The following is a 12270-nucleotide window of genomic DNA, read 5'->3' on the forward strand; positions in this document are numbered from 1 at the left end:
CCGGAAAGGATAGAAACGTCTTTTTTTGTTTGTCCGTCTAATGTAAGACAATGACAGAATGGAGAGTGCGTTTATGAAGCTAACAGCGGGAATTCTCGGCTCATTGGCGGGAGCGGCTGCGGTTATGGCGGCCGTCATGTACAAAACGGCAAACGGCAGCCATCTGAAAACACATACATTTACGCTTGATAAAATGAAAGGGATGAAGCCGCTCACCATCTTCTTTATATCTGACGTGCACCGCCGTTTAATTGATGAAAAGCTTCTCCGCGAAGCGGCAGTTTATAAGCCGGATGCCGTTTTGCTCGGCGGTGATTTGGCGGAGGGCGGAGTTCCTTACGCCAGAATTGAAGAAAACATCAAACGTCTGACGGCTCTCGCGCCTGTCATTTATGTGTGGGGAAATAATGATTACGAGGTCAGCCAGCAAAAATTGCTCTCACTTTTACGGGCATACAAAGTGATTCCGCTGAGAAATGAATCGGTTCAGTTTGCTTATAAAGGGGAAACCGTTACGATCTGCGGGGTGGATGATATCAGGATGATGATGGATGATTACGAAGCTGCAATCAGATATACGGATGCTGATAAAGTAAACCTCCTGCTTTGCCATAACCCCGACATCCATGAGCAGATGAGGGAGTCAGACGGGATTGACGCTGTGTTCAGCGGCCATACGCATGGCGGCCAAATCCGTTTCGGCCGGTTCGGGCCGTACGAATTGGGCGGGACGGGAACGGTAAAAAAAGCGCATTATCTAATCAGCAACGGCTACGGGACGACAAAAGTTCCGCTGAGGCTCGGGGCGAAGCCGGAGACGCATATGATTACGCTGTGCGGACCGGATGAGCCGTTTTCCTGAAACAAATCCGGCCGCGGTGATAAAAAACGGCATTCTGCTTGTCTTCCCGCTGTACACGGTGTAAACTGATAACAAATTAAGAACCTATGACTCATTTATTCATATACTGTGTTATATGATTTGTGTGCAAGAAGAGGCAGGAGGGAACATTATGCGGCTTGAGCGTCTGAACTATAATAAGATTAAAATCTTTTTAACCCTCGACGATCTGACTGATCGGGGACTGACAAAAGAAGACCTCTGGAAGGACTCGTTTAAAGTCCACCAGTTATTTAAAGATATGATGAATGAAGCAAATACAGAGCTCGGCTTTGAAGCGAATGGTCCGATCGCGGTGGAAGTATATTCTCTTCAGGCACAAGGTATGGTTGTGATTGTAACGAAAAATCATGACGCGGACGCAGAAGATGACGAATATGACGATGATTATATCGAGATGCAGGTCAAACTTGACGAAAGCCCGGATATTATTTATCAGTTCCATTCGTTTGAAGATATCATTCAGCTTGCCGGAAGCCTTCACCGAATCGGGATTACCGGCGGCACCGTCTACCACTATGAGAACCAATACTATGTAAGCCTTGAAGACCTCGGCTCCCGTTCCGCCGAAGGCGTCATCGCGGTGCTGGCTGAATACGGACACCCGGCGACAATTACGATTTACAGGCTCCATGAGTACGGAAAACTCATCATGGACGGCAATGCTGTGGAAACCATCCAGAAACATTTTTCATAAAAAAGATTTGAAACGGCAGCTGTTTTCAGCGGCCGTCTTTTTTTAAGCGAAATAATGGAAAAATCATTGTCTTTCTTCTATGCACGGAGATATTGAAGGTGTATACTAGTCACTGAAAGGGAGCATGAGAGAAACAGAAGATTTTAGGAGGTTAACTCAAATGGCAGCCGATCGATTCACCGGTCATAATGAAGAAGACAAACATGATGTATTAAAATCAACCCAAACCGTAATACATAAAGCTCTGGAAAAATTGGGGTATCCAGAAGAAGTGTATGAACTGCTGAAAGAGCCGCTCAGATTATTAACGGTTAAAATTCCTGTTCGGATGGATGACGGGTCTGTGAAAATATTTACAGGCTATCGTGCGCAGCACAATGATTCCGTAGGTCCGACAAAAGGCGGCATTCGTTTTCACCCGAATGTAACTGAAAAAGAGGTGAAAGCACTTTCCATCTGGATGAGTTTAAAATGCGGAATTATTGATCTTCCTTATGGCGGTGGTAAAGGCGGAATTGTTTGTGATCCGAGAAATATGTCATTCAGAGAGCTTGAAAGGCTGAGCAGGGGATATGTAAGAGCAATCAGTCAGATTGTCGGACCGACTAAAGACGTCCCGGCACCTGACGTATTTACAAACTCACAGATTATGGCTTGGATGATGGATGAATATTCAAGAATTGATGAATTTAACTCACCCGGCTTTATTACGGGAAAACCGCTTGTACTCGGCGGATCCCACGGCAGGGAATCAGCGACGGCAAAAGGCGTCACCATCTGCATAAAAGAAGCGGCCAAGAAAAAAGGTCTCGATATTCAGAACGCGCGCGTCGTCGTACAAGGTTTCGGAAATGCGGGCAGCTATCTGGCCAAGTTTATGCATGACGCCGGCGCGAAAGTTGTCGGAATTTCTGACGCGTACGGAGGCCTTTACGATCCGGACGGTCTTGATATTGATTATCTGCTTGACCGCAGAGACAGCTTCGGAACGGTGACGAAGCTTTTCAATGACACCATTACGAATCAGGAGCTGCTTGAGCTGGACTGTGATATACTTGTCCCGGCGGCGATCGAAAACCAAATTACAGAAGAAAACGCTGACCGCATCAAAGCGAAAATCGTGGTAGAAGCGGCAAACGGACCGACGACACTGGAAGGAACGAAAATCCTGACAGACAAAGGAACGCTGCTGGTTCCCGATGTTCTGGCGAGCGCCGGCGGTGTAACGGTTTCTTATTTCGAATGGGTTCAAAACAACCAGGGCTTCTACTGGAGTGAAGAAGAAGTCGAGGAAAAACTGGAAAATATGATGATAAAATCGTTTAATAATATTTATGAAATGTCCCAAAACCGCCGGATTGACATGAGGCTTGCGGCTTACATGGTCGGCGTGCGGAAAATGGCTGAGGCTTCGCGTTTCAGAGGCTGGATATAAACCAATCGTTTGCATAAACAAAAAAAATCTCCTATGATAATATAGGAGATTTTTTATATGAGTGGAAACTTATGATGGAAATGCCAATCGCAGGAGTTGAAGGACATGACAGAAGAAAAAGCAATTATAATAGGCGGAGGTCCTTGCGGATTATCGGCGGCTATACATCTGAAGCAAATTGGCGTGAACGCGCTTGTGATCGAAAAAGGGAATGTCGTAAACAGCATTTATAACTATCCGACCCACCAAACTTTTTTCAGTTCAAGTGAAAAATTGGAGATCGGCGATGTCGCCTTTATTACGGAAAACAGAAAACCGGTCCGAATACAGGCTCTCTCTTACTACAGAGAGGTTGTCAGAAGAAAAGAGCTGCGCGTAAACGCCTTTGAAACGGTGGAGCGCGTAACGAAACAGGAAGACGGCCGTTTTCTTGTAGAAACGTCAAAAGACCGCTACCTCACTCCGTTTTGTATCATTGCGACAGGATATTATGATCATCCGAATTATATGAACATACCGGGTGAAGGGCTTCCTAAGGTATTTCATTACTTTAAAGAAGGCCATCCTTATTTTGATAAAGATGTTGCTGTGATCGGTGGGAAAAACTCAAGTGTGGACGCGGCTTTGGAACTCGTGAAGTCCGGTGCGCGCGTCACGGTGCTCTACAGAGGACATGAGTATTCCCCGAGCATCAAGCCGTGGATTCTGCCTGAGTTTGAGGCCCTTGTCAGAAACGGCACAATCCGGATGGAATTCGGCGCTTGTCTTGAAGAAGTGACGGAAGATGAAATCATTTTCCGCTCCGGCCGAAATGAGACGGTCCGGCTGAAAAACGATTTCGTATTTGCCATGACGGGATACCATCCCGATCACGGTTTCCTCGAAAAAATCGGTGTGCAGATTGATGCTGAATCAGGCCGGCCGTTTTTCCGGGAAGAAACGATGGAAACAAATGTTGACGGTGTTTTTATCGCCGGAGTCATTGCGGCTGGAAATAACGCCAATGAAATTTTTATCGAGAACGGCCGTTTTCACGGCGGCTTGATCGCAAACGAAATATCAAAACGGCTGGGTGCAGAGAGCATATGATCATTCATATGCTCTTTTTTAAAAAATTGAAAGATGTAAAAATATGAACAACATGGTACCATAGATATAGGAATATAAAGGAAAGAGGTTGCCTGATGTTTGCAATCATCTCTGCAGGAATTGCTCCCGGCATTGCGCTGTTAAGCTATTTTTATTTAAAAGATCAGTATGACAATGAACCTGTACATATGGTGCTGAGGTCTTTTTTTCTCGGGGTTGTCCTTGTGTTTCCGACCATGTTTATCCAATATGTTCTTGAAAAAGAGCATGTGGGGGGAGGAAGCTTTTTCGTTTCGTTTTTGTCTTCGGGATTTTTGGAAGAATCGGTGAAATGGTTCGTTCTGATGATCAGTGTGTACCCGCATGCTCATTTTGATGAGCATTATGACGGAATCGTTTACGGGGCCAGTGTGTCTTTAGGCTTTGCCACGCTTGAAAATATTCTGTATTTATTCGGCCACGGCGTTGAGCATGCTTTTATAAGAGCGCTTCTGCCGGTCTCCTGCCATGCGCTGATCGGAGTGATTATGGGATTTTATCTCGGAAAAGCCCGCTTTTCGCAGAAAAAAGCCCGTGTCAAATGGCTTGTGATTTCGCTGGCCGTGCCTTCATGTCTGCACGGTTCTTACGATTTTATTCTTACCGCCCTCAATCATTGGGTATATTATATGCTGCCGTTTATGCTGTTTTTATGGTGGTTCGGGCTGCGAAAGGCAAAAAAAGCACGCTCCGTCAATATGATCCAAGTGTGAAGAAACCGCGCATCGCGTGCGGTTTCTTTTTTTATGCCTTGATGAGGGATAAGAAGGAAACGGTGTATAAAAATATCCGCGTGACAGACAATACGGGTACACTTTAAATTTTGCAGTAGGAGGCTTGAAGAGATGAAGTGCAAAGGAGCCTTTATGGCATGTCTCATTCTATTTTCTTTCGCCGCCGCTTTCTTCGATCATCATGAAACGGTTCATGCGTTTTCAAATCAAGTGATTCAAAGAGGCGCGACGGGTGATGATGTTATAGAATTGCAGGCCCGTCTTCAATATAACGGATTTTATAACGGGAAAATCGATGGTGTTTACGGCTGGACCACATACTGGGCCGTGAGAAATTTTCAGGAGAAATTCGGCATGAAGCCGGTTGACGGCCTCGTCGGGGCGAAAACCAAACAGGTGCTGATTTCAAAATCAAAATATTACCGTGAATATGTAATGGAGCAGATCCAAAAAGGGAATACGTTCACTCATTATGGCAACGTCCCATTGGAAAACCAAACAAAACCGAGAGCCGGAGCGCAGAAGCCTGCGGAAACGAATAAGCCTGCTCAAAAGCCGCAAAACAATACAGGCGGTCAGTCAAATCAAAAGCAAAATACGACAGCGGCCAATATGCCTGGCGGTTTCTCAAACAACGACATCAATCTTCTGGCGCAGGCTGTGTACGGGGAAGCGCGCGGTGAGCCGTTTGAAGGACAGGTTGCCATTGCCGCGGTTATTTTAAACCGTATTAAAAGCCCGTTATTTCCGAATACGGTGGCCGGCGTCATTTTCGAACCGCTCGCGTTTACCGCCGTTGCCGACGGCCAAATATACATGCAGCCGAATGAAAGAGCAAAAGAAGCGGTTCTTGATGCGATCAACGGATGGGACCCTTCTGAAAACGCGCTTTATTATTTCAATCCTGATACGGCGACAAGCAAATGGATTTGGGGACGTCCGCAGATTAAAAGAATCGGAAAGCACATTTTCTGTGAGTAAAAGTACGCAAAATGAGGTGTTAACATGATTAGAGGAATCATTATCGCTGTTCTCGGTGTCGCGATCGCCGCAACCGGATACTGGGGATATAAAGAGCATCAGGAAAAAGATGCGGTCCTTCTGCACGCGGAAAATAATTATCAGAGGGCTTTTCATGAACTGACGTACCATGTTGATCAGCTTCACGACAAAATCGGGACGACGCTTGCAATGAACAGTAAAAAATCTCTGTCTCCGGCGCTCATTGATGTATGGAGAATTACATCTGAAGCACATAACAATGTGAGCCAGCTGCCCCTGACTCTCATGCCTTTTAATAAGACGGAGGAGTTTTTATCCAATATAGGAGATTTCAGCTATAAAACATCCGTCCGGGATTTAGACCAAAAACCGCTTGATAAGAAAGAATATACAACACTGAACAGCCTGTACAAACAGGCCGAGAACATTCAAAACCAGCTCCGCAGCGTTCAGCATCTCGTCATGAGCAAAAATTTACGGTGGATGGATGTTGAGATGGCGCTCGCCTCTGACAAAAAACAAAGCGATAATACGATCGTCGACAGCTTTAAAACAGTCGAAAAAAATGTAGGCGCTTTTTCTGAAGACAGCATCAGCCCCACATTTACGGGAGCAAATACAGAACGAAAAGGTTTTACGCATCTGAAAGGAAAACAAATTACGGAAAAAGAAGCGGTAAAAATCGCACAACGGTTTGCGCCTGATCATAATTATTCCATTAAAGTGGTCAAAAGCGGCCGGAAGACGAATCGGGATGTATACAGTATCCGCATGAATGACGCGGATCACAAATCTTTTATCTATATGGATATTACCCAAAAAGGGGGACATCCTGTCTATTTGATTCAAAAACGGGGCGTGAAGAAACAAAAGATCAGCCTCAATGAAGCATCTAACCGGGCCGTCGCGTTTTTAAAGAAAAACGGATATGAAACAAAAGGCCTCGAAATTGATGAAAGCGCGCAATATAATAACATCGGCGTCTTTTCTTTTATTCCCGTGGAGAAAAACGTCCGCATTTATCCGGAAGCCATCCGAATGAAAGTGGCGCTGGATGATGGTGAAGTCGTCGGTTTTTCCGCGCGTGATTACCTGGCGGCGCACCGCACGAGAACGATTCCGGCTCCCGCTTTGTCAGCTGATGAAGCGAAAGCGAAGCTAAATAAAAATGTTGAAGTGCGGGAGACCCGGCAGGCGCTGATCACGAATGAACTCGGTCAGGAAGTGCTTTGCTACGAAATGCTCGGGACGATCGGGAAAGACACGTATCAAATGTTCATTAATGCGGACGACGGAAAAGAGGAAAAAATAGAAAAATTAAAAAGCGCAGAGCCTATATATAAAGACCTATAAAAATAAAGGAGGAAAGGACTAAAAGTCTTTTCCTTTTTTTCATTACATGCTTTAATAAAAGCATAAATAATGAAAGAGTGAAGGCCATGATAGCTGTCGGAGATTATATTTGGATTGAATACATAGAGAACAATGAGCCCAAAAAAGCGAGGAGTAAAGCAGTAAGCGTTGAAAACGGCGAACTCCACATCTCATATCCCGTCGATCTGGATTCGGGACGGACGGTCTTTTTGCATAAAGGATTGGAAATAACAGCGGAATTTATGGGGAATGGCCAAGTACCGTATCAATTTAAAAGCATAATTAAAGGAAAGAAAAAAGAACCCATCCCGATGATCGGATTGGACATCCCCCCTCAGGAGGAAATGAAGCGGATTCAAAGACGCCGATACGTCCGTGCAGACGCAGTATTGGATGTATCCGTCAAATTGGAAGCGAAAAAAACCGCTTTTCAAACGGTTTCCTCTAATATCAGCGCCGGCGGAATCGCTGTTGTGATGCCTGAGCATATTTCCGCGGAACCAGGTGAAAAGCTGTATGTCTCATTTTCTCTTCCCGGCAAGGAAAATGGGGCGGATATAACGGCCGAGGCTCTTACCCAGCGGATTTTTTATGATGAAAAGGCGGATAAACAAAAAATGACGCTTGAATTTACAGAAATCGGCCCCGCAGCGCAGCAGCTTTTACTCCAATATTGTATGCGCGCGCAGCTGCAGCAGAGAAGAAACAGTCTGTCGGAATAAACAGCAGCGCACTTTTCCATACTAATCCTAATGGAGGTGCGCGTGTATGAAAACGTTTGAACGTCTGCTGGTCAAATTGGTCTGCATTCAGCTTATAATTTTGGGCGCGGTGCAGTTTTTGCTTCATTATCAGCCTATTGAACCTTATATTTCGAAAGCTGTGAAATATGAGGGAGTTGATAAAATGGAGAAAAAAGAATGGATTGAAACGGTAAAGCGGTAAATCAGCTCAATTTTTTCGCCCCTTTTCCGGCAGTTCATGATACAATCCATAGAGGAGTAAAGAGCAAGGAGAGAGATTATGGACAAGAAATTATCAATTGCGATCGACGGGCCGGCCGCTGCCGGAAAAAGCACCGTTGCTAAAATAGTAGCTGAGAAAAAATCATATGTGTACATTGATACAGGGGCGATGTATCGTGCCATTACATATACGGCGCTCAAGCAGAATGCCGATTTAACCGATGAAGCCGCGCTTACAGAACTTTTGAAGCGTACGGAAATTGAGCTTGTATCCGCTCCGGAAGGACAAATCGTTCTCGTAAACGGAGAAGATGTGACAGAAGAAATCCGAAAAGACGAAGTCAGCAACCAAGTATCCATCGCCGCCAAGCATAAAGGCGTCAGAGAAGAAATGGTCAAAAGACAGCAGCAGCTCGGACAAAAAGGCGGTGTCGTCATGGACGGCCGTGATATCGGTACTCACGTGCTGCCTGATGCCGAAGTGAAAATTTTTCTGCTCGCGTCCGTAGAGGAAAGAGCGAAGCGCCGATATGAAGAGAATAAGAAAAAAGGCTATGACGTGAATTACGAGACGCTCATTGAAGAAATTGCCAGACGCGACAAACTCGATTCAGAGAGGGAAGTTTCCCCGCTGCGCAAAGCGGAAGACGCGATTGAAATCGATACGACGTCACTCAGCATTGCCGAAGTTGCAGGAAAAATTCTGGAGATCGTCGAACAGAAATCACGTTAACTTCGGGCGGAGCGCTTTTTAATTTTTTTCAAAAGACAAGATGTTATTGCTTGACAAACCAGTCCTTTTATTAGAAGTTAATACTAATAAAACTTTTTATTGATCATTCAAAATCTTTTTTGGATGATTCTTTAATACATATTCGGCTGAAAAGCGGACATTCACATGTTCAGCTTTCAAACCGTATTAATTAAGCTGTGTAGGTTTGGACCAAGGAGGTTATTCAAATGACAGAGGAAATGAATCAAATTGATGTTCAAGTGCCAGAGGTTGGAGATGTAGTAAAAGGGATTGTGACAAAGGTAGAGGACAAGCATGTAGATGTCGAAATTGTCAATGTCAAACAGTCCGGAATCATTCCAATCAGTGAATTATCAAGTCTTCATGTAGAGAAAGCATCGGATGTCGTAAAAGTTGACGACGAGCTTGACCTGAAAGTAACAAAAGTGGAAGACGATGCTTTGATTTTATCTAAACGTGCCGTTGATGCTGACCGCGCTTGGGAAGACCTTGAAAAAAAATTCGACACAAAAGAAGTGTTTGAAGCTGAAGTGAAAGATGTGGTGAAAGGCGGTCTCGTCGTTGATATCGGCGTTCGCGGCTTCATTCCCGCATCACTTGTCGAAGCTCATTTCGTCGAGGATTTCACTGACTATAAAGGGAAAACCCTCTCTCTTATCGTCGTTGAACTCGACCGTGATAAAAACCGGGTGATTCTGTCACACCGGGCTGTAGTGGAAAAAGAGCAGACAGCCAAAAAGCATGATTTTCTCCAAACGCTTGAGGTTGGAAGCGTGCTTGAAGGAAAAGTGCAGCGTCTGACTGATTTCGGCGCATTTGTCGACATCGGCGGAATTGACGGGCTTGTTCATATTTCGCAGCTGTCTCATTCACACGTCGAAAAACCGTCTGACGTGGTGGAAGAAGGTCAGGACGTAAAAGTGAAAGTGCTGTCCGTAGACCGCGATAACGAGCGTATTTCTTTATCTATTAAAGAAACGCTGCCGGGACCTTGGAGCCAGATCGGCGAAAAGGTAAAACAGGGAGATGTGCTTGAAGGAAAAGTGCAGCGCCTTGTAAGCTTCGGCGCCTTCGTTGAAATTCTTCCGGGCGTGGAAGGACTTGTGCACATTTCGCAAATTTCCAATAAACATATCGGAACCCCGCATGAAGTGCTTGAAGAAGGACAGACTGTTAAAGTGAAAGTGCTGGACGTGAACGAAAGCGAAGAGCGCATTTCCTTAAGCATGCGTGAACTTGAAGAAGCGCCGAAAGCCGATCAGGAGGACTTCCGTCAATACCAGGCGAAAGAAGAGCCGAGCACCGGCTTCCAGCTTGGCGATTTAATCGGAGACAAGCTTAATAAATTAAAATAAATTGGTGATAAAACGTGACACGAGCAGAACGAAAAAGAGAACATATAAATCATGCGCTGTCTACCGGCCAAAACCGGGAAACGGGGCTTGATGATATTACGTTTGTTCATGTCAGCCTACCGAACCTAGCATTGGAAAAAGTGGATATATCAACGAAAATCGGCGGACTCACAAGCAGTTCGCCGATTTTTATCAATGCGATGACAGGCGGCGGCGGACAGCTTACATACGAAATTAACAGATCGCTGGCAAGAGCCGCGCGCAAAGCCGGCATGCCGCTGGCTGTCGGTTCGCAAATGTCGGCTTTAAAAGATCCCTCCGAACGGTATTCTTACGAGATCGTCAGAAAAGAGAATCCGGACGGGCTGATATTTGCCAATTTAGGCAGCGAGGCGGATGCCGAGCAGGCAAAAAGGGCAATTGATATGATTCAAGCGGATGCCCTCCAGATTCATTTAAATGTGATTCAGGAGATCGTCATGCCAGAGGGAGACAGAAGCTTTACCGGCGCTCTCGGCCGTATTGAGCGGATTGCGGCGGAAGCGGGAGTTCCCGTTTTTGTCAAAGAAGTCGGCTTCGGAATGAGCAGGGAATCGGCACGGCAGTTATTTGATGCCGGTGCGGCAGCAGTTGATGCCGGCGGATACGGCGGTACAAATTTCTCTAAGATTGAAAATATGCGCAGAGAGAAGGCGCTTCAATTTTTTAATACGTGGGGAATTTCCACTGCCGCAAGCTTAGCGGAAATCCACTCGCTCTCCGCTGATCAATCAATTATCGCATCCGGCGGGCTGCAAAGTGCCCTGGATGTTGCCAAATCAATTGCCCTCGGCGCTTCTGGCGCGGGAATGGCCGGCACCTTCCTGAAAGCTCTCACCTCCAAAGGAGAAGAGGGGCTGTTTGACGAGATGACGGCGCTTTTACAAGAGCTGAAAATGATTATGACCGCCCTCGGATGCCAATCGGTTGCCCAATTGCAAAAGGCGCCTTTGGTCATAAAAGGTGACACACATCACTGGCTTTCGGAACGGGGGATTGACACATCCCGTTTCAGCAGACGTTAAAAGGCATGCGAACCCGCATGCCTTTCTCTGTTTTTTACGATTTTCTTTTTCGGAATTCACCGTTTTGTTCAAGGCTCGTCGCTCCTTTATGGTGAATTGAATCATCGCGATCAGATTCCACCCGGCGGGAGGCTTTCAGTTTTTTCTCCTGTCTGTCTTTTCCCATTTTTATCCGCTCCTTTCAGGCATAATTGGTTTAAAAAATGCGTTCCCGCTCCATACTGGTCAGAGGAGGAGCGATTATGGAACCGTTTTATTATTACTGGTCAATGTGGTTTTTATGGATACTTGCGACTTTTATTTTTGCCAAAACAAAAAGCCGTTTTTACGTATCAGTCTTTATTTTGACTAATATGATGGCAAGCATACATCAGATAACGGCTTATTTTACGCTGAACGCGGCATATGTCATGTTTTTTGCTGCGGCATTTGTTTATGCGGGAAGCCTCGGCATGCATAAACGGCTCCGTCATATTGTGATTCATCTGACGGCGGCTGCGGCGTACGGCTTTATTTTTCTTTTTGCATTATATGACCCTGTTTGGTTTATCATAAAACCTGAATGGGCAGCGGTTATACTGCTTACCGTTATTACGCTTTCTGTTGAGGGGCGGTTCCCTGAGAGGCTTTGTCTTTTTGTTCTCGGCATGTGCCAGGGGGAGTTATTGTATGCTGCGGTCATCCGCAACATTGCGGGGGCAGCAGCCGTCGGTGATTATAAATGGCTATCAGGCTGTTCGGCGGGAGTGATTCTTCTCGTCGGGCTGACTACATATGAACAGCTTGCGGCGCGCATCAGCCAAAAAAGCAAAAAGCAGGGCAAAGGAGCGACAAAAATGTCTTGAAAACAGACGGAGACTG

14 protein-coding genes are annotated in these 12270 nt (G+C 45.7%); 13 read left to right on the plus strand and 1 reads right to left on the minus strand.

All coding sequences use genetic code 11. The features are described 5' to 3' along the window. Nucleotides 1-73 precede the first annotated feature (73 nt). The 12 genes from C5I45_RS08655 (at nt 74) to fni (ending at nt 11409) form a co-directional block, all read left to right on the plus strand. Nucleotides 74-862 (plus strand): metallophosphoesterase, encoded by a 789-nt coding sequence (locus C5I45_RS08655; protein WP_003153411.1) that lies wholly within the window; start codon nt 74-76, stop codon nt 860-862. Between the two features lie 151 nt (nt 863-1013). Then, on the plus strand, nt 1014-1598 hold the full coding sequence (locus C5I45_RS08660) for a genetic competence negative regulator (RefSeq protein ID WP_003153412.1): 585 nt from the start codon (nt 1014-1016) through the stop codon (nt 1596-1598). Nucleotides 1599-1758: 160 nt separating this feature from the next. Next, nucleotides 1759-3033, plus strand: a complete 1275-nt coding sequence (gene gudB, locus C5I45_RS08665; protein WP_003153413.1) for an NAD-specific glutamate dehydrogenase — start codon at nt 1759-1761, stop codon at nt 3031-3033. Nucleotides 3034-3138: 105 nt separating this feature from the next. Beyond that, complete coding sequence (locus C5I45_RS08670) at nt 3139-4122, plus strand: YpdA family putative bacillithiol disulfide reductase (RefSeq protein WP_024085539.1); 984 nt, start codon at nt 3139-3141, stop codon at nt 4120-4122. Nucleotides 4123-4217: 95 nt separating this feature from the next. Beyond that, nucleotides 4218-4874 (plus strand): glutamic-type intramembrane protease PrsW, encoded by a 657-nt coding sequence (gene prsW, locus C5I45_RS08675; RefSeq protein WP_003153415.1) that lies wholly within the window; start codon nt 4218-4220, stop codon nt 4872-4874. Nucleotides 4875-5006: 132 nt separating this feature from the next. Beyond that, a complete protein-coding gene (gene sleB / locus C5I45_RS08680; protein ID WP_003153416.1) occupies nt 5007-5876 on the plus strand; it encodes a spore cortex-lytic enzyme in 870 nt (289 codons plus the stop codon). Nucleotides 5877-5900: 24 nt separating this feature from the next. After that, nucleotides 5901-7250 (plus strand): germination protein YpeB, encoded by a 1350-nt coding sequence (ypeB, locus tag C5I45_RS08685; RefSeq protein WP_043867251.1) that lies wholly within the window; start codon nt 5901-5903, stop codon nt 7248-7250. An 86-nt stretch (nt 7251-7336) separates the two neighbouring features. After that, nucleotides 7337-7993, plus strand: coding sequence for a flagellar brake protein (locus tag C5I45_RS08690; protein ID WP_003153418.1), 657 nt, complete (start codon nt 7337-7339; stop codon nt 7991-7993). A 46-nt stretch (nt 7994-8039) separates the two neighbouring features. After that, nucleotides 8040-8216 (plus strand): YpfB family protein, encoded by a 177-nt coding sequence (locus C5I45_RS19650; protein ID WP_003153420.1) that lies wholly within the window; start codon nt 8040-8042, stop codon nt 8214-8216. A gap of 78 nt (nt 8217-8294) precedes the next feature. Beyond that, nucleotides 8295-8969, plus strand: coding sequence for a (d)CMP kinase (cmk, locus tag C5I45_RS08695; RefSeq protein WP_014305316.1), 675 nt, complete (start codon nt 8295-8297; stop codon nt 8967-8969). Between the two features lie 227 nt (nt 8970-9196). Continuing rightward, nucleotides 9197-10345, plus strand: a complete 1149-nt coding sequence (rpsA, locus tag C5I45_RS08700; protein ID WP_003153426.1) for a 30S ribosomal protein S1 — start codon at nt 9197-9199, stop codon at nt 10343-10345. 14 nt (nt 10346-10359) lie between these two features. Further along, a complete protein-coding gene (gene fni, locus C5I45_RS08705; protein WP_015388064.1) occupies nt 10360-11409 on the plus strand; it encodes a type 2 isopentenyl-diphosphate Delta-isomerase in 1050 nt (349 codons plus the stop codon). Nucleotides 11410-11443: 34 nt separating this feature from the next. On the opposite strand, the gene C5I45_RS08710 is transcribed toward fni, so the two are convergent. Then, the gene (locus C5I45_RS08710; RefSeq protein ID WP_003153429.1) at nt 11444-11575 is read right to left on the minus strand and encodes a YpzI family protein; all 132 of its coding nucleotides are present in this window, start codon (nt 11573-11575) and stop codon (nt 11444-11446) included. Nucleotides 11576-11651: 76 nt separating this feature from the next. Here C5I45_RS08710 and C5I45_RS08715 point away from each other — a divergent pair, with 76 nt between their 5' ends. Next, nucleotides 11652-12254: a YphA family membrane protein gene (locus C5I45_RS08715; RefSeq protein WP_003153431.1), complete on the plus strand. Its 603-nt coding sequence runs from the start codon at nt 11652-11654 to the stop codon at nt 12252-12254. Nucleotides 12255-12270: the final 16 nt, after the last annotated feature.

The organism is Bacillus sp. ZY-1-1, assembly GCF_003047165.1.
Taxonomy (GTDB): domain Bacteria; phylum Bacillota; class Bacilli; order Bacillales; family Bacillaceae; genus Bacillus; species Bacillus velezensis.

Coding starts and splice junctions, on each gene's coding strand:
- C5I45_RS08715 (WP_003153431.1), top strand. CDS start 11,652: ATGGAACCGTTTTATTATTACTGGTCAATGTGGTTTTTATGGATACTT.
- C5I45_RS08670 (WP_024085539.1), top strand. CDS start 3,139: ATGACAGAAGAAAAAGCAATTATAATAGGCGGAGGTCCTTGCGGATTA.
- C5I45_RS08690 (WP_003153418.1), top strand. CDS start 7,337: ATGATAGCTGTCGGAGATTATATTTGGATTGAATACATAGAGAACAAT.
- C5I45_RS08655 (WP_003153411.1), top strand. CDS start 74: ATGAAGCTAACAGCGGGAATTCTCGGCTCATTGGCGGGAGCGGCTGCG.
- gudB (WP_003153413.1), top strand. CDS start 1,759: ATGGCAGCCGATCGATTCACCGGTCATAATGAAGAAGACAAACATGAT.
- rpsA (WP_003153426.1), top strand. CDS start 9,197: ATGACAGAGGAAATGAATCAAATTGATGTTCAAGTGCCAGAGGTTGGA.
- prsW (WP_003153415.1), top strand. CDS start 4,218: ATGTTTGCAATCATCTCTGCAGGAATTGCTCCCGGCATTGCGCTGTTA.
- C5I45_RS08660 (WP_003153412.1), top strand. CDS start 1,014: ATGCGGCTTGAGCGTCTGAACTATAATAAGATTAAAATCTTTTTAACC.
- C5I45_RS19650 (WP_003153420.1), top strand. CDS start 8,040: ATGAAAACGTTTGAACGTCTGCTGGTCAAATTGGTCTGCATTCAGCTT.
- ypeB (WP_043867251.1), top strand. CDS start 5,901: ATGATTAGAGGAATCATTATCGCTGTTCTCGGTGTCGCGATCGCCGCA.
- cmk (WP_014305316.1), top strand. CDS start 8,295: ATGGACAAGAAATTATCAATTGCGATCGACGGGCCGGCCGCTGCCGGA.
- sleB (WP_003153416.1), top strand. CDS start 5,007: ATGAAGTGCAAAGGAGCCTTTATGGCATGTCTCATTCTATTTTCTTTC.
- C5I45_RS08710 (WP_003153429.1), bottom strand. CDS start 11,575: ATGGGAAAAGACAGACAGGAGAAAAAACTGAAAGCCTCCCGCCGGGTG.